At 72.3% G+C, this 17,739-nt stretch carries 12 protein-coding genes; 10 read left to right on the top strand and 2 right to left on the bottom strand.

Annotation, left to right across the window (positions count from 1 at the left end; translation table 11 throughout):
- The first annotated feature begins 48 nt into the window (after positions 1-48).
- Together ACIBNE_RS35735 and ACIBNE_RS35730 are read left to right on the top strand one after the other, a co-directional pair.
- Positions 49-1,515: an NCS2 family permease gene (locus ACIBNE_RS35735; RefSeq protein WP_399279209.1), complete on the top strand. Its 1,467-nt coding sequence runs from the start codon at positions 49-51 to the stop codon at positions 1,513-1,515.
- Positions 1,516-1,572: 57 nt separating this feature from the next.
- A complete protein-coding gene (locus ACIBNE_RS35730) occupies positions 1,573-2,730 on the top strand; it encodes an XdhC family protein (RefSeq protein WP_399279207.1) in 1,158 nt (385 codons plus the stop codon).
- A gap of 33 nt (positions 2,731-2,763) precedes the next feature.
- Here ACIBNE_RS35730 and eccCb read toward each other — a convergent pair whose 3' ends face one another.
- Both eccCb and ACIBNE_RS35720 read right to left on the bottom strand, forming a co-directional pair.
- A complete protein-coding gene (gene eccCb, locus ACIBNE_RS35725) occupies positions 2,764-7,089 on the bottom strand; it encodes a type VII secretion protein EccCb (RefSeq protein WP_399279205.1) in 4,326 nt (1,441 codons plus the stop codon).
- On the bottom strand, positions 7,052-7,513 hold the full coding sequence (locus ACIBNE_RS35720; protein WP_399279203.1) for a hypothetical protein: 462 nt from the start codon (positions 7,511-7,513) through the stop codon (positions 7,052-7,054). The genes eccCb and ACIBNE_RS35720 overlap by 38 nt, the downstream gene beginning before the upstream one ends.
- A gap of 146 nt (positions 7,514-7,659) precedes the next feature.
- On the opposite strand from ACIBNE_RS35720, the gene ACIBNE_RS35715 reads away from it, so the two are divergent.
- From ACIBNE_RS35715 to ACIBNE_RS35680, 8 genes are all read left to right on the top strand, one after another.
- Positions 7,660-8,805, top strand: coding sequence for a glycoside hydrolase family 6 protein (locus ACIBNE_RS35715; protein WP_399279201.1), 1,146 nt, complete (start codon positions 7,660-7,662; stop codon positions 8,803-8,805).
- Positions 8,806-9,044: 239 nt separating this feature from the next.
- Positions 9,045-10,013: a LysR substrate-binding domain-containing protein gene (locus ACIBNE_RS35710; protein ID WP_399279199.1), complete on the top strand. Its 969-nt coding sequence runs from the start codon at positions 9,045-9,047 to the stop codon at positions 10,011-10,013.
- A gap of 189 nt (positions 10,014-10,202) precedes the next feature.
- Entirely contained in the window at positions 10,203-11,567 is a 1,365-nt protein-coding gene (locus ACIBNE_RS35705) for a carbohydrate-binding protein (protein ID WP_399279197.1), read from the top strand.
- A 1,343-nt stretch (positions 11,568-12,910) separates the two neighbouring features.
- The gene (locus ACIBNE_RS35700) at positions 12,911-14,413 is read left to right on the top strand and encodes a pyridoxal phosphate-dependent decarboxylase family protein (protein WP_399279195.1); all 1,503 of its coding nucleotides are present in this window, start codon (positions 12,911-12,913) and stop codon (positions 14,411-14,413) included.
- Entirely contained in the window at positions 14,410-15,972 is a 1,563-nt protein-coding gene (locus tag ACIBNE_RS35695) for a hypothetical protein (protein ID WP_399279194.1), read from the top strand. Before ACIBNE_RS35700 ends, ACIBNE_RS35695 begins: the two co-directional genes overlap by 4 nt.
- Before the next feature lie 15 nt (positions 15,973-15,987).
- Positions 15,988-16,413 carry a hypothetical protein gene (locus tag ACIBNE_RS35690; RefSeq protein ID WP_399279192.1) on the top strand — a complete coding sequence of 142 codons (426 nt, stop codon included), beginning with the start codon at positions 15,988-15,990 and terminating at the stop codon, positions 16,411-16,413.
- Between the two features lie 44 nt (positions 16,414-16,457).
- A complete protein-coding gene (locus ACIBNE_RS35685; RefSeq protein WP_399279191.1) occupies positions 16,458-17,252 on the top strand; it encodes a hypothetical protein in 795 nt (264 codons plus the stop codon).
- A gap of 33 nt (positions 17,253-17,285) precedes the next feature.
- Positions 17,286-17,723, top strand: coding sequence for a hypothetical protein (locus tag ACIBNE_RS35680; protein ID WP_399279190.1), 438 nt, complete (start codon positions 17,286-17,288; stop codon positions 17,721-17,723).
- Positions 17,724-17,739: the final 16 nt, after the last annotated feature.

Here is a 17,739-nt window from a genome sequence, read left to right as displayed (position 1 = left end):
CGCACGCGTCAGTGCGGATGCCCCTGTGAACCTTGGGAGACAGGCACCATGACCCAGCAGTCAGTGGAGCCGAAGACCACTGCCGAAGACGCGGGAGACGGCTCCCGCATCCCCGCCGGCAGGTCTTGGCTCGATCGGTACTTCCACATATCCGAGCGCGGATCGACGGTCGCGCGCGAGGTCCGCGGCGGCGTCACGACCTTCATGGCCATGGCGTACATCCTGCTGCTCAATCCGCTCATCCTGGGCGGCAAGGACGTCGAAGGGAACGTCCTCAGCCAGCCGGGGCTGATCACCGCGACGGCGCTCGCCGCGGCCGCCACGACGCTCCTCATGGGCTTCGTCGGCAAGGTCCCGCTCGCGCTCGCGGCCGGACTCAGCGTCTCGGGCGTGCTCGCCTCGCAGGTCGCCCCCGAGATGACCTGGGGCCAGGCCATGGCGATGTGCGTCATGTACGGCGTGGTGATCTGCCTCCTGGTGGTGACCGGCCTCCGCGAGATGATCATGAACGCGATCCCGCTCGCGCTCAAGCACGGCATCACGATGGGCATCGGCCTCTTCATCGCCCTGATCGGCCTGGTGAAGTCCGGCTTCGTGCACGAGAACCCGGCGCCGGGCGGCGGTCCCGTCACCCTGGGCCCCGCGGGCGAACTCGCGGGCTGGCCCGTGCTGATCTTCTCGGTCACCCTCCTGGTGATCTTCATGCTCCAGGCACGGAACGTCCCCGGCGCGATCCTGATCGGCATCGTCGCGGGCACCGCCGTCGCCTTCGTGATCAACAAGGTCGGCGACATCGACCCCAAGTCCTGGAGCAGCGGCCCGCCGGAGCTGACCGGCAGCGCGGTCTCGTCCCCGGACTTCTCGCTCTTCGGCGACGTCGAGTTCGGCGGCTGGGGCGAGGTCGGCGCGATGACCGTCGGCATGATCGTCTTCACCCTGGTGCTGGCCGGCTTCTTCGACGCGATGGCCACCATCATCGGCGTCGGCACGGAGGCGAAGCTCGCCGATGACAAGGGCCGCATGCCGGGCCTGTCCAAGGCGCTGTTCATCGACGGCGCGGGCGGTGCGATCGGCGGCGTCGCGGGCGGCTCGGGCCAGACGGTGTTCGTCGAGTCCGCGACCGGCGTCGGCGAGGGCGCCCGTACGGGCCTCGCCTCGGTCGTCACCGGCCTCTTCTTCGCCGCCTGCCTCTTCTTCACCCCCGTCACGGCGATCGTCCCCGCCGAGGTGGCGTCCGCCGCGCTCGTGGTGATCGGCGCCATGATGATGCAGAACGCCCGGCACGTGGACTGGGCCGACCGGTCCGTGGCCGTCCCGGTCTTCCTGACCGTGGTGCTGATGCCCTTCACGTACACCATCACCACCGGTGTCGCCGCGGGCGTCATCTCCTACGTGGCGATCAAGACCGCCCAGGGCAGGGCCCGCGAGATCGGGGCGTTCATGTGGGGCCTCGCGGTGATCTTCATCGTGTACTTCGCGCTCAGCCCCATCGAGAGCTGGCTGGGCGTCCGCTAGGGGGTTCACTGGAGGTGCGTACGCCTCTCCCGCCTCCGCACACCGAAGGAGACCGACATGCTGGACATCGCCGACGAGCTGAGCCGGTGGGTCGAGCAGGGCCGTGCGTTCGCCGTCGCCACGGTCGTGGCGGTCGGCGGCAGCGCGCCCCGGCAGCCGGGCGCGGCGCTCGCCGTCGACAGCGAAGGCACGGCGATCGGCTCGGTCTCCGGAGGGTGTGTGGAGGGCGCGGTGTACGAGCTGTGCCGGGCGGCGATCGAGAGCGGCGAGTCCGTGGTCGAGCGCTTCGGGTACAGCGACGACGACGCGTTCGCGGTGGGGCTGACCTGCGGCGGGGTGATCGACATCCTGATCACTCCGGTACGGCAGGACTCGCCGCACCGCGAGGTGGTCGCGGCGGCCGTCGCCGCCGTCGCCGCCGGGGACGGGGCCGCCGCCCTCGCCCTCGCCCGGATCACCGAGGGGCCCGACGAACTGGTCGGGCGCGCCCTGCTGGTCCGTCCCGGCGGCTCGTACACCGGGACCCTCGGGGGACACCCCGCGCTGGACCGGGTGGCGGCGGCCGAGGCGGGCGCGCTGCTGGACGCGGGGCGCACCGCGACGGTGACCTTCGGGGAGGACGGGACGCTCTGCGGGCGGCCGCTCACGCTGCTGGTCGAGTCGAGCGTCCCGGCGCCCCGGATGATCGTCTTCGGGGCCATAGACTTCGCGTCCGCGCTGGTCAGGGTGGGGAAGTTCCTCGGGTACCGGGTGACCGTGTGCGACGCCAGGCCCGTCTTCGCGACGGCCGCGCGCTTCCCCGACGCGGACGAGGTCGTCGTGGACTGGCCGCACCGCTACCTGGCGGGGACGGAGACGGACGGGCGGACCGTGCTGTGCGTGCTGACGCACGACGCCAAGTTCGACGTGCCGCTGCTGGAGGCGGCGCTGCGGCTGCCGGTCGCCTACGTCGGCGCGATGGGGTCGCGGCGGACCCACGAGGACCGCAACCGGCGGTTGCGGGAGGCGGGGGTCGGCGAGCTCGAACTCGCGCGGCTGCGGTCGCCCATCGGCCTCGACCTCGGGGCGCGGACGCCGGAGGAGGTCGCGCTGTCGATCGGCGCGGAGATCGTGGCGAACCGGCGGGGCGGGAGCGGGGTGTCGCTCACCGGGGCGCACACGCCCATCCACCACGACGGCACGGAGGCCGCGGGGCGGATCGGGTCGGTGGCGTAGGGCCCGTACGCGCCCGCCCGGCCTCCCCGCCCGCTACTCCGGCCCCGAGTGCGAGGGGTGGTACGCCAGTTGCACCTGGCGGTTCCCGTGCGCCCGCGTCACCAGCGTCCCCCGCCCCGGCGGCTGCCGGCTCGGGCGCGCCGTCCCCAGCAGCGCGCCCTCCGACGGGTCGCCCGACAGCAGGACGCCCTGCGGGCCCATCTGGCGCAGCGACTGGAGGAACGGGTCGTACAGCGCCCGCGACGCCCCCACCGAACTGTGCGTCACCACGATCCGCAGGCCCAGGTCCCGGCCGAAGACCAGGAACTCCCGCAGCGGGTCGAGCGGCAGGCGGCCCGCGGCGAGCAGGTCGTAGTCGTCGATGAGCAGGAACGTGTCGGGCCCGTCGTACCAGCTGCGCTCCCGCAGCTCCCGCGGAGTGATGTCGCTGCCCGGCATCCGCTCGTGGCACTGCCGGACCAGGGCCGCCGCCTGCTCCTGGAACTTCTGCGCGGTCATGCAGTACTCGTCGAGGTGGGACCGCGGCAGGTCGCCGAAGAGCGAGTGCCGGTAGTCGACCACCACGAGCCGGGCCTGCTCCGGCGCGTACTGCTGGCTGATCTGCTGGGCGACGAGCCGCAGCAGCGAGGACTTGCCCGACTCGCTCTCGCCGAGCACCAGCAGGTACGGATCGGTCTCGAAGTTCACCCCGACCGGCGCGAGCGTGGTCTCGTCCATGCCGAGCGGGACGAACCCGCGCGGGGGCCTGGGCGCCGTCAGGGACAGCTCCGAACTGGGCAGCAGCGTCGGCAGCATCCGCACCGGGGGCGCCTCCGCGCCCGGCCAGTTCTCCCGCACCGTGCGCGCCAGCGCGACCGTCGCCGCGACCGCGGGCGGGCCCGGCGCGTCGAGCGTGGGCAGCGCGACGAGGAGCTCGTGCTTCGACTGCGAAAGCCCCCTGCCGGGCGCGGCGGCCGGGACGAGCGCCGCCTTCCCGCGGTCGATCTCCGACTCCGCCGGGTCGCCGAGCCTCAGCTCCACCCGGTTGACGAGCAGCTCGCGCAGCGCCGCGCGCAGCTCGCCGTAGCGCACGGCGCTCAGCACGAGGTGGATGCCGTACCCCCGGCCGCGGTCCGCGATGTCGATGACGACCTGCTCCAGCGCCAGCTGCTCGAAGTCGTTCTTGAAGGTGCCCCAGCCGTCGATCACCAGGAAGACGTCGCCCCAGCTCTCGCCGGACAGCTCGCCGGCCGCCCGCATCCGCCGGTACTCCGCCATGGAGTGGATGGAGCGGCTCCCGAACAGCTCCTCGCGGGCCTCCAGGAGCCCGGAGATCTCGGCGACCGTGCGCCGCACCAGCTCCGTGTCGAGCCGGGACGCCACGCCGCCGACGTGCGGCAGCTCCTGGACGGAGTGCAGTCCGCTGCCGCCGAAGTCGAGGCAGTAGAACTGCACTTCGGACGGCGTGTGGGTGAGCGCGAACGACGAGACGAGCGTCCGCAGCAGCGTCGACTTGCCGGAGTGCGCCGCGCCCACGACCAGCCCGTGCGCCGCCTCGCCGGAGAAGTCCAGGTACAGCGGTTCGTTCCGCTGGTGGAACGGGTCGTCCAGGACGCCCACCGGCACCTGGAGGGTGCCCCGCAACCGGGCGTCGGCCGCGTGCACGCCGCGCTCGGCCGACACCCGCAGCGGCCCCAGCAGTTCGCCGACCGGCTTCGACTCGCCCAGGGGGCGCAGCCAGATCGGGTGGGCACTGGTGCCCTTGCCGGCCAGCCGCTCCACCGCGGTGTCCAGCAGGCTGCGCGGACGGGGCCCTTCGGCGGGGCCGTGGAGCCCGGAGACGTACGCCGCCTTGAAGCGCACCGGGTCCTGCGAGCGGTGCCTGAGGTAGCCGACGCCGGGCTCCTTCGGCAGGTGGTACGCGTCGGGCAGGCCCAGCACGGCCCGCGAGTCGGACGCGGAGACCGTCCGCAGGGCGATGCGGTACGAGAGGTGGGTGTCGAGCCCGCGCAGCTGGCCCTCCTCCAGGCGCTGCGAGGCGAGCAGCATGTGCACCCCGACCGAGCGTCCGACCTGGCCCGTCGTGACGAGCAGGTCGATGAAGTCGGGCCTGAGCGCGAGCAGTTCGGAGAACTCGTCGATGACCAGGAGCAGCGCGGGGAGCGGCTCCAGCGGTTCCCCCGCGGCGCGCGCCTCCTCGTAGTCGGCGCGGTCGGCGTAGTTGCCCGTGGCGAGCAGCAGGTCCTGGCGGCGCGTCAACTCGCCTTCGAGGGCCAGGGCGAGCCGGTCCACCAGCGCGGGCTCGGCCGCGAGGTCGGTGATCACGGCCGACACGTGCGGCAGTTCGTCCAGGCCGAGGAAGGTCGCGCCGCCCTTGACGTCCAGCAGCAGCAGGTTGAGCTGCTCGGGGGAGTGCTTCACGGCGAGCCCGAGCACCAGCGTGCGCAGCAGCTCCGACTTGCCCGACCCGGTGGCCCCCACGCACAGTCCGTGCGGCCCCATGCCGTCCCGGGCGCTCTCGCCCAGGTCCAGCACGACCGCGGTGCCGTCCTCGCCGACGCCGAGCGGCACCCGCAGCCGCTCCCCGGGCGGCAGGGGCCGCCAGACGCGGTCCGCGTCCAGCTCGGCCACCTCGCCGATGTCCAGCAGGTCGGCGAACGACAGGGGCCCCGCGGGCTGCTCCCGCGCGTCCCCGTCCTCCTCCTGCCCCTCCTGGACCTGCCACTTCTCCCGCATCCTGGCCAGCGTCCCGGCCATCGACCTGCGGGCGTCCGACGGGTTCGCCGCCTCCTCCATGCGGGGCACGGCGACCCGGAAGCGGCGGCGCCTGGACAGCGCCCAGCCGACCCCGACGCTCGCCGCGAGCGCCGGGTCGACCTGGGACTCGGCCGGGTCGTCCAGCGCCAGCTCGACACGCGTGCCGAGCAGGCCGAGCAGGTCGGCGTCGAAGTCGCTCCAGCGGCGGGCCGAGGCGAAGAGGTGCACCCCGTAGTTGAGCCCGGTGTTGGCCAGCCGGTGGATCTGCGCGGCGAACCCGCGGTCCTCCCAGTGGAAGTCCATCCAGCCGTCGACCACGAGGAAGATGTCGCTGCCCGCGCCGCTGGGCAGGGCGCCGGTGGCGCGCAGGTCGCGGAACTCCTCGACGGAGTCGATGCCCCGGTCGCGGAAGAGCGTCCTGCGCGCGACGATCGCTTCCTGCACGGCCGTCAGGATGCCCCGGACCGCCTGCCCTTCGTGCGGCGCGGCGACCAGCTTGACGTGCGGCATCGAGCGCAGCACCGCGAGCCGGTTGACCGCGCCCTCCAGCAGGTAGAACTCCGCTTCGTGCGGGGTGTGGGTCAGCGCGAGCGACAGCACGATGCTCCGCAGCAGCGTCGTCTTGCCGCTGCCCAGCTTGCCGACCACCGCCGCGTTGCCGTCCCGGCTGGAGAAGTCCAGGCACATCGGCTCGGGCGTGCCGCGGCCCGCCTCCGTGCGGCCGATCGGCACCAGCAGCCGCGCGGAGCCCTCCCAGGCGTCGCAGGTGAAGCCCCGGTCCAGGGTGTCGACGGGCGGCGGGAGCAGGGCGCCGAGCAGCAGTTCGTCGGCGCGCGCCGCCGCGGCGTGCGGGCCCGCGCCCGGGTCGATGCGCGGCGCGTACGCCAGCGGCACGTCGCCCTCGCACTGGCCGGACTTGGTGGGGGTCTGTTCGGGGCCCGCCTGGTTGACGACGGTCTGGTGCACGTAGGTGTAGAGCTCGTCCGGGGTGATGACGCCGTCCCGGTTCATGTCGGCGAGGCCGGTGCTCAGCCCCTCGATCACCGCGGCGGTGAAGCGGGACGCGGGGCGGGCGTTCTCGATCGTGAGCTGGTCGCCCTCGTACGCGTACTCCAGGGCGGTCGAGGCGGTGATCACGAACGTGCCGCGCCCCGCCAGGGCCTTCTCCACGTCGACCGAGCCCGCCGACATCGGGCTGCTGCCGCGGTGGAAGAGCCCGCTGTAGCAGCAGTCGAGCAGCACGATCTTGGTCCTGGCCTCGCACTCGTCCAGCAGGTTGTGCAGGGAGGCGGCGCTGATCGCCGTGGTGTGCGGGCGGGAGAGCTTGGTGCCGAGCGTCGCGAAGAAGAGCCGGTCCGCGTCGTTCCTGATGCCGTGGCAGGAGAAGTAGAGCAGGACCAGGTCCTCGGGGGAGCGGTCGCTCAGCACCTCCTCGATCTCGGTCTCGATCTCGTCCTTGGGGCGGTTCGGCAGTTCGCGCACGTAGTCGAAGCGGCCGATCGTCCTGTCGCCGAGCAGGGCCGCCAGCTCGGACGCGCCGCGGGCCGGCGCGCGGAGCTGGTTGAGCCCCGGGTCCTGGTAGCCGTCAGTCGCTACCAGCAGTGCGATGCGGCGCCCCGCCATGTCCGTCCCCCGGCTCCGCGCTGTCGTCCGACGTGGTCGCCACCGCGCTGCCGTCGCCCGCCGCGATGCGGGCCGCGGCGGCCTGGACCAGCAGGTGCTGGTCCTTGGCCGAGAGCGCGGTGTACGTCCCCGACTCCTCGCCGATCCTCCACTCGACGCCGCGCGCCTTCGAACGCTGGACGTACGCGACGAGCACGTTGCCGAGCGCCTTGATCGCGGCCGCGGAGAACGCCCCGCTGAGCACCAGCACCCCCAGCTCCTGGCCCGCGCCCGCCATGGACCCGTCCGGGGCGTCGGCGGTCTTGCGGGCGACGCGCAGGACGCCGAGCCTGCGCAGGTCCTGGTAGAGGCTGTTGACCTGGCGAGCCAACTGGTCGGGTGCGGCGCCGGGACCGGGGTCCACGCGCAGTTCCAGCTCGTGCAAGGCACTCTCCTCCGCCCGGCGTGTGGTCGGACGATCGTATAGCGCGCCACCGGCACCGGATACAACTTCCGCGCAGGGAAGCCCGGTTGGAGCATTCGGTGGCCGCCTGCCACGCTGGAACCCGACATAACGGTACAAATGCCTCTATGGCACTTCCTCTCGCCCTGGCCGCGTCCCTGTTCCTCGCGCTCGCCCCGCCCGCCCCCGCACCGCTCGGCGCCCCGCTGTCCGGCGCCCCGTCCGCCCCGGCCCCGGTCGGCGCCCCCGCCCCGCCCGAACGGCTGCACACCCCCGCGGCCAACCCCGCCGCGTACGCCCAGGCCCGCGACCTCGCGGCCCGCGGGGAGGTCGTGCTCGCCCAGGGCGTCCTCTCCATGGCCCGTACGCCGCAGGCCGAATGGCTCACCGGGCAGTCGCCCGCGCGGGCCGAGCGCGACGCCCGGCGCGTCGTCCTGGACGCCGCGCGGCGACGCGCCGTGCCCGTCCTCGTCCTCTACAACGTCCCCGGCCGCGACTGCGCCAGCTACTCCGGCGGCGGTGCCGCCACCAGCGCCCAGTACCGCGACTGGATCGACGCCGTCGCGCGCGGCATCGGCCGCGAGCGCGCCCTGGTCGTCCTGGAGCCCGACGGCCTCGCGCTGCTCCCCGACGAGTGCGGGGTCCCCGACCCCGGCGGCGCGCGCACCGCGGCCAGGTACGCCGAGCTGAACCACGCCGTCGACCGGCTCGAACCGCTCCCCGGCACCCGGGTCTACCTCGACGCGGGCCACGCCGCCTGGCACGAGGTCAGGAACATCGCGCCGCGCCTGCGCAAGGCCGGGATCGCCCGCGCCAGGGGCTTCGCGCTCAACGTCTCCAACTACCAGACCGACGCGGCCAACTCCCGCTACGGCGAGCTGATCTCCTCCTGCCTGGCGCACATCGGGCGCGGCGGCACCCCGGGCACCTGCCCCCTCGACAAGGCGCCCCGGGGCACCGTGCCCTTCGTCACCGATTCGAGCCGCAACGGCCGCGGCCCCTGGGCCCCGCCCGCCGGCCGCTACAAGGACCCGCAGGACTGGTGCAACCCGCCGGGCCGCGGCCTCGGCGCCCGCCCCACGCTCGGCACCGGCGAGCCGCTGCACGACGCGCGCCTGTGGATCAAGACGCCCGGCGAGTCGGACGGTCCCTGCCTGCGCGGCGCGCCGGGCCCGGGGGACCCGGCGCGCGGCACGGTCGACCCGCCCGCGGGGACCTGGTTCCCGCAGCAGGCGCTCGAACTGGTGAGACGGGCGCGCCCGGCCATTGCGTAGCCTGCCCGCACGGCAGGCAGCGACCTCACTCACCGCACCGTCGACGGCGAACGCGTCCCCGGCGTCCGGCGGCACGCCTTCATCCGCAACGGCGGCTACCACCTCACGGACCTCGTGGTCTACGAGGACGGCGTGATCACGGGCCGGAGCCGGGGTCCAAGTGCCTTTCCGCGCAGGCGGCTTCAATTGGTCTGGACCAGGGTATTGCTCCTGCTCGGGCGGGCCGCGAAGCTCGAACCATGGACCTGGAGCTGCGGCACCTCAAGACGCTCAGGGCGATAGCCGACGCGGGCAGCCTCACGAAGGCCGCGACCGCGCTCGGCCTCGCCCAGCCCGCGCTCAGCGCCCAGCTGAAGCGCATCGAACACACCCTGGGCGGACGCCTCTTCGAGCGCGGAAGACACGGGGTGCGGGCCACCGCACTCGGGGACCTCGTCCTGGACCGGGCCCGCATCGTCCTGCCCGCCGTCAGCGAACTCCAGCGCGAGGCCGTGCAGTTCGCCCGCGCGGACGGGCGGGGCCCCGGCCTCGCGGGCGGACTGCGCATCGGCGCCACCCACGGGCCGCTCCTCGGCGGGCTCGTCGACCGGCTCGCCGGTGCGCACCCGCGCGCCGTGGCGGCCACCCACACCGCGTGGTCCGAGCGGGCGATCGCCGCGTCGGTCGTCGAGGGGCGGCTGGACTTCGCGCTGATCGGGGCCTGCGGGGCGAGTCCGCCGCCGGAGTGCGACCGGCTGGTGTGGCGGGAGGTCGCCGTCGACCAGGTCCACGTCATGCTCGCCGAGGGCCATCCGTTCGCCGGGCACCGCGAGGTCCCGCTGGCCTGCCTCGCGGACGAGGAGTGGAGCGCGGTGCCGGGCGACGGCTGCTTCGGCGACTGCTTCTACGCGGCCTGCGCCCGCTCCGGCTTCACGCCCGCGCGGCTGTACGAGACGGACATCGCGTCCTGCGTCCACCTCGTCCAGGTGGGCCGGGCCGTCGGACTGTGCAGGTCCTCCTTCCCCGCGACCGCGGGAATGGTGAAGAGACCCCTGGCGGGCGCCCCGCTCAGCTGGCGCCATCTGCTGGGCTGGCGCGCGGGAGGCCGCACGGCCCAGGCCGCGCCCGCCGTGCTGACCCAGGCGCGGGCGGCGCACGCCGAGGCGCTGCGGCACAGCGGCGACTTCCGGAAACGCGACTTCCATAACGCGGGGCAAGGGGCGGACTGACATCTTCTGAGGCCACACCAGCCGCGCCTACGGTTTCGGTGCGACAACCCCCGTCGATTTACCGACACGCCGCCGATCCACCGGCGACCGGCGTCGGTTCACCGACAGCGCCCCCCACGGGAGGCCGGGGTCCCCGAACGGGACGCCGGCCTCTTGGCACACCATCCCCGAACCGTAGGAGACCTCCCCATGCTCCGCAGACACGCCACGGCCGCGTGTACCGCGCTGGCAGCCGTCGGCGCGCTCGCGCTGACCGTGCTGCCGCAGAACGCGACCGCAGCCCAGCCCGCGCCCCCGCCCGTCCGCTCCGCCGCCCAGGCCATGGGCGCCGACAAGGCGTCTCCCGAACTGCTCCGCGCCATGCAGCGCGACCTCGGTCTCACCGCTGCCCAGGCCAAGGCGCGCCTGGTCAACGAGGCCGAGGCGGGCGCCGCCGCCGGCACGCTCCGCGCGGACCTCGGGCGGGACTTCGCCGGTGCCTGGGTCAGCGGCGCCGACTCCGCCCGGCTGACCGTCGCCACCACGGACGCCGCCGACGCCGCCGCCATCGAGGCGCAGGGCGCCGAGGCCGTCGTCGTGCGCCACTCGCTGGCCCAGCTGGACGCGGTCAAGGCGAAGCTGGACCGGGCCGCCAAGAAGGTCAACACCCTCGACGCGCCCGTCTGGTACGTCGACGTGGCCACCAACTCGGTGGTCGTCGAGGCCGTGAAGCCCGCCGCCGCGCGCGCCCTCGTCGAGGCGGCCAAGGTCACGGACGGCACCGTGCGCACCCGCGCCACCGCCGAGCGGCCCGTCCCGCTGTACGACCTGAAGGGCGGCGAGGCGTACTACATGAACGGCCAGGGTCGCTGCTCGATCGGCTTCCCCGTCACCAAGGGCACCCAGCAGGGCTTCGCCACGGCGGGCCACTGCGGACGGGTGGGCACCACCACGACCGGCTACAACCAGGTCGCCCAGGGCAGCTTCCAGGGCTCCACCTTCCCGGGCCGCGACATCGCCTGGGTCTCGGTGAACAGCAACTGGACGGCGACCCCGTACGTGAAGGGCTCCGGCGGCCAGAACGTCCAGGTCACCGGCTCCACGCAGGGCGCCGTCGGCGCCTCCATCTGCCGCTCGGGCTCGACCACGGGCTGGCACTGCGGCACGATCCAGCAGCACAACACCAGCGTCACCTACCCCGAGGGCACCATCAGCGGCGTCACCCGCACCTCGGTCTGCGCCGAACCGGGCGACTCCGGCGGCTCGTTCATATCCGGCAGCCAGGCCCAGGGCGTCACCTCGGGCGGCTCGGGCAACTGCAGGCAGGGCGGCACGACGTACCACCAGCCGATCGTCCCGCTGCTCCAGGCGTACGGCCTGACGCTGAAGACCACCAACGACCCGGGCCCCGGCCCCGGTCCCGGCCCCGGTGAGGGCACCTGGGCGGCGGGCACCGTCTACGCGGCGGGCGCCACCGTCACGTACAACGGCACGACCTACCGCTGCCTCCAGGGTCACCAGGCGCAGCCCGGCTGGGAGCCGCCGAACGTCCCGGCGCTCTGGCAGAGCGCCTGACGGGGCGGAGTCCCGCAGGGAGCAGGCCCGGACCGGACGGTCCGGGCCTGCTCGTATGTGCGTGCGAAATGTGTTCGGACCGTTCGTACGGAAGGTCCGGTCCAAGGGTCGGACCTCCGTCACGGGGCCGCGGCGCGTGCCGCGTGACCATGCCGGGTGAATTTCCGAAACTCGTCTGCGCGGCACCCGGTCACATCCGTCACACGAGAAACATCCCGTACCGTCCCGTCCCGCCCGTAGCGGCCCGGAAGCGCGGCCTAAATGGCGGGAAGGGGGCTGACGTCACCCCCGGTAACAGCTCGATGACGGAGCAAACGCACGGTCGCCGCCCCTTTTTGCATCGATGCCCCCGGCAGAAATCGGTGCCGTCGGCCGAATTCCGTGCCCCCGGGGAGAATTGGGCCCCCGCCGGGTGGGCTCGCCGTTTTTCGGACAGACTCCCCGAACGGGGTAGTGCGTCGAATTCAACGACGTACGGTGGTTCCTGCGACGCGCTGCCGCTGATCGACTCCGGGGCGTGTGCGGCGCATCCGGTTGGTGGGGACCAGCCGGCAGTCGGGAGGGGGCGGAACGTTCGTGATGTGCGTGAGGGGCGGCCGTAAGAGCACCGCTGCCGTCCGGTGCGTCGGGGGGGCGCGCCGGGCCGCCGAAGGGGCTTCTGGACGCGGGAGGGGCGTGCCGCGGGCGCCGCTGAGCAGGGTGCGACCAGCGGAGACGGGCCGTCGAGCACCCGGCTGAGCAGCAGTGACCGACCCAGGGGAAACCACCCCGGCCGTCGCCGCACCGGCGCCCGGGAACGGACGCCCCGCACCGCCCGGCCCCGACCCTGCCGGGCGCGGCGCGCCGCGCTGATCCCGCGCGGCTCCGATTCGCCCCGCGCGGGCCGGCACTCCGGCCGACGGCCGTCGCCACGGCCCGTCGGTCCACCGGCGCGCCTCTTCACCGCGCGTCCGACGAACCGCTGAATTCCGCGTGAACAAAAAGCGTGAACAACAGGCGTGAGCCAGCGCGAACCAGTGGGTGCGCACGACAAGAGTGACGAGAGCGGAAAGAAACTCCGGAATACAGAGAGCGCATCGAATATTCCAGAACGCGCAGAACACCCAGGACTCCTGAGGTTCCGGGGAATCCCGGAACTCCCGGGACCCCGCACGCCCTGAGGGTCCCGAGAACTCCACTGCATACGACGGTGCCGCCGCTGAGATCCGGCGCGCCCCGCCCCGTATCGGCATGACGTCCCACTGGACGCACCCGTGCCGAAGTCCGCCGCGCCGTCCGTGATTTCCACATGCCTCGACAGCCCGGTGCTTCGTCATGCCCGCACGCATTCAAAGGAGACTCCCTTGACCGAAGCCACCGGCAACGGACTGCTGCTCGAAGCGTTCGACGCCCAGCTGTTCAGGGACAGCGCCGAAACGGCCGTCTCGAAGCTGGAGAAACACCTGGCCGACCAGTCGATCAGGGGCCTGGAACTGATCCACCCGCAGGAGCTGGCCCGCGCGGCCCGTGCCCTGATGTCCGAGGACTCCGACTCCATCGGCGCCTTCGACGAGGAGAAGCTGGCCGCGATCATCGACCTGTACGTCAGGACGGGCATCCAGGTCCACTCGCCCGGCTACATGGGGCGGCAGTTCTCCGGGGTCGTCCCGCTCGGCGGCGTCGTCGACTTCGTCAGCTCGGTGGTCAACCAGCCCTCGTCGTTCTACGAGGCGGGCCAGCTGCCCAACGTGGCCGAGCGCATCATGGCCGACGAGCTCAACAGGTTCATCGGCTGGGAACCCGACAGCTTCGCCATGGTGACCACGTCCGGCGGCTCGCTGGCCAACCTGACCGCGATGCTCGCCGCCCGCAACCGCGACTTCCCGCAGTACTGGACGGAAGGCGGCGCGGCCTTCGGGGACCGGCCGCGCCCGGCCATCGCGGTCGGCGCCGACGTCCACTACAGCGTCGCCAGGGCCGCCGGGGTGATGGGCATCGGCGAGGCGCAGCTGGTGCGGCTGCCGCTCAACGACGCACAGCAGATCGACGTCGCCGGGGTGCGCCCCGCGCTGGCCGAGGCCGAGCGGCGCGGCCTCCACGTCTTCTGCCTCGTCGCCTCGGCCGGCACCACCCCGGTCGGCGCCTTCGACCCGATCGACGAACTCGCCGACATCACCCGCGAGAAGGGCATCTGGCTGCACATCGACGGCGCGCACGGGGCGAGCCTGCTGGTGTCGGACACCCACCGGGACAAGCTCCGCGGCATCGAGAAGGTCGACTCCCTCACCTGGGACGCCCACAAGATGATGTTCACGCCCGCGCCGTGCACGCTCCTCTTCTACCGGGAGAAGGCGCACAGCCTCGGCGCGTTCCGGCAGACCGCCAGCTACGTCTTCGACGAGGAACCCGACCCGTTCACCGAACTCGACAGCGGCGACAAGAACTTCGAGTGCACCAAGCGCCCGATGATCATGCCGCTGTGGACCATGTGGGCCGTCTACGGCAGGGCGCTCTTCGCCAAGAAGATCGACTACCTCTGCGCGCTGACCCAGGAGGCCCACCGCATCCTCGACGGCGAGCCGGACTTCCGCACCCTGCACAGCCCCGAGGCGAACATCCTCTGCTTCCGCCACCACCCCGAGGGCGCCGACCTCGACGAGGAGGAGCTGCACCGCCTCCAGATCGACATCAGGGACCGGGTCAAACACCGGGGGAGCTTCTTCATATCCAAGGTCGACATCGGATCGGTCGCCGCACTGCGCGTCGTGATGATGAACCACCAGATCACCGCCGAGCACTTCCGGATGGTGCTCGGCGAAATCCGCAGGGCAGGACAGGAAATCCTCAGCAGCAAGGGACGACGATGACGACGAAGAACGGCAGGCGCACCGCCACCGACACGGCCCCCAAGGACCCCGCGGAGCTGGCGGCCCGGCTCATACCCGAGTGGGAACTCAAACCGGAGTCGCCCGAGGCCGTCACCGAACTCCCCTCCTTCGCGAGCAAGATGCACGAGTGCGCGCGGCTGAGCGGAGCGCCGTACAGCGAACTGCCCCACGAGGTGCAGGACGCGCTCGTGCTGCGCAGGCTCCAGCAGCTCGTCAACACCGTCACGCTCAACCCGCTGTGGCGCGCCAGGCTGGAGGAGGCGGGCGTCGCGGGACCGCCCGCCACCTACCGCGAATGGGAGCGCATACCGCTCGCCGACAAGGAGACCCAGGCCGACCTCTACATGGGCGGGCGGCCCGGCCTGGTCGTGCCGCTCAAGCGCGGCGGCTTCGAGATCGTCGCCAGCGGCGGCACCAGCGGCGGCCGCCCGCTGGAGACCGTCTACCCGCTGCGCGAACTGCGCGACACCTACGAGATCGCCGGGCACTTCATGGGGAAGTACCAGCTCGGCGCCTACCTCGTCGGCAACGACCCCAAGTGGCTCTACACCACGCTCGCCGACTACCAGATGTGGAGCAGCGGCACCATGGTCGGCGGCGTGCTCCAGAACGTCCCCGGCATCAACTACATCGGCGCGGGCCCCGTCACCGCCGGAGTCCTGGAGCACATGTTCTCCTACCCGGGGCCCAAGGCGCTGATGGGCATCACCGCGGGCATAGCGATCCTCAGCGACCTCGGCGCCAGTATGAACAAGGAGGCCCGCGAGAGCTTCCGCGTCGCCCTCTACGGCAGCGGCGTCCTCTCCCAGAAGAAGCGCACCGAGCTGAAGGCCGTCTACCCGAACCTGGAGATCCTCAGCTACTTCGCCGCCACCCAGGCCGAGACCATCGGACTCCAGCTCCGCTCCACCTCCCCGTGGCTCGCGGCCGTGCCGGGCCTGCACCTCGTGGAGATCGTCGACGAGCGCGGCCGGGCCGTCGCCGAGGGCGAGGAGGGCGAACTGGTCGTCACCCGGCTGCACTCCCACGAGGCCCCGCTGCTGCGCCTCAAGCTCGGCGACCGCATGGTCCGCAGGCCCCGCACCGAAGGCCCGGGGCTCAAGACCCAGCAGTTCGAGTTCGCCGGCCGCACCGGCGACGTACTGCACCTCGCCGACAGCCAGTACTCCGCCGCGCGCGCCCTCGAAGCGCTCCGCGACGACCTCAGGGCGGCCACCGGCGTCGACCTCGACGACGCCGCCCACGAGGTGCAGTTCGTCAACCACCGCGAGGCGCGCACCATCACGCTGCTCGCCACCGCGGACGACGCACCGGGCCTCAACTACGCCGTGGAGACGGCACTCGGCCCGTACGGCGCGCAGCGGCTCTTCCTCGGAGCCGTACCGCGCGCCCTCTCGCTGTTCAACCAGGGCGAGGCGAACCCCGTGGCCATCGAGAAGGCCGGGTACCGCTTCGAGCTCAAGTTCGTCCACCGGGCATCGGTGGAGATCGAGCGCACCGATGTCGGAAAGGTTCCCCTGGTCAGGGACCGGGGTTAGGGAGAAGGAGTGGGAATGGGGCAACACCAGATCAACATCGCCTGCGTCGTCGACGTCATCGGCGCGCTGTCGATCAACTCGCTCGAAGCGGGCAACCTCTGTCTGATCGACGACGGTCCGTTCCAGAGCACCGGGCAGGGAACTCCCGGGCTGTGCACGGTCGTCCGGCCCGGACAGGTCATCAACTGGTATCCGCTGGCAGTGGACCTCCAGACGCCGGTCGAGATCAAGAAGATCAGCTTCCTCGGCCCCGGAGACCACGCGGCACCCGTCGACGGCCACACCACCGAGAGCGAGAAGCTCGACCTGGACGTCTGGACCGGCATCGTGCCGGACTACCTCCAGCCCGGCGTGCCGTACAAGTACCGCATCGAGTTCCAGATGTACGAGGGCGGCAACAGCGTCCTGTACGTGGACTCGCCCGCGCTGATGCGCCTGTAGCCGGCGCCCGAGAAGACGACCGTCCCGATCAGGAGGGAGGGCCCATGGCCCAACAGTTAGCAGTCATCGTGCTGGTGGACGTCGGCAACGCGCTGGAGTCCAAGACCCTCGAAGGCAACACGTACCTCTTCGACAACCAGAAGCTGCACGGCTCCGAGGGGCAGGGCACCGGTGAGCTGATCACCGCCATCCACGGCGCCCACTGGAGCGACAACTCCCAGGCCACCGAGCAGGTCTTCAACTGGCTGCCGTACAGCCTCGGTTCCATCCCGCCCACCGTGCCCAAGGGCTATCTGGAGGACCGCGCCCGCCAGACGGACCGGGAGGCCCTGGCCGAACTGGAGGCGATCACCGCCAAGCCGGCCGTGGCCGGCGTCGACACCGCGGCCGACCTGACCCAGCTCCAGCGCCTCGCGGGCTCCCGCGTCAAGACCACCCGGCGCACCCGCGGCCTGTCCGGGCAGAAGGTCATCGACGTCACGGGCCAGCTGGTCACCGACGACGCGGCCGCCGCGCACAACTACCCGGCCCCCGTGATCACCGACATCTACGGCGAGGCCGTGGACGAGAAGATCATGTACCCGGCCGAGTACGGCTCCCCCGACATCGTCACCGACGGCTGGTACTGGTCGGCCACCGTCGCGACCGGCCGCACCGGCACGTTCACCTACACGATGGAGATCCAGCTGCACCGCCTGGTGCCGCAGGGCAGCGCCTGGCTGTGGGAGCCGGTCAACATGACCATCGACGCCAAGCTGCGCATCACCAACGAGCCCAAGCGGAACGCCTTCACCAAGGCGGGGCTCGGCCTCCTGCCGATCCCGCCGCAGGCGTCCTGACCCGCCCCCAGAGCCCGAAGGAGGAGACGACCCATGGCCACCAAGCCCAGGCAGCGGCCGGTGATCCAGTCTCAGCAGCGCCCCATCTCCATCACCGCTGTGCTCGACGTCGTCGGCGTACTGGCGTCCAACAACGTCCACGGCCACCTCTACATGTACGACACCAACAAGGCCGGGGGCTCCACCGGCTTCGGCACCGAGGAACTGCGCACCCGCGTCAGGCGCGGTGACCAGATCCTGTGGAACGTCCTGGCGCTGGAGTGCGAGGCCTACGTCGCCATCGACGACATCGTCGTCGACCGCGAGGTCATCGAGCCCGAGCGGAAGGTGTACCCGGGCACGGACGTCGCCTACTGGGTCGGCACCGTCAAGAAGGACGACGTCGACTCCCTGCCGTACCAGCTCAAGTTCCGGGTGGGCACGCGGGACGAGCCCATCACCGCCACCGTCGCGTCGACCCTGGTCGGCTGAGACCGGGCTGAGGAGG

Origin of the sequence: Streptomyces sp. NPDC050504, assembly GCF_044458065.1 — a bacterium.
Taxonomy (GTDB): domain Bacteria; phylum Actinomycetota; class Actinomycetes; order Streptomycetales; family Streptomycetaceae; genus Streptomyces.
This window is presented reverse-complemented; position numbering and strand designations above follow the sequence as displayed.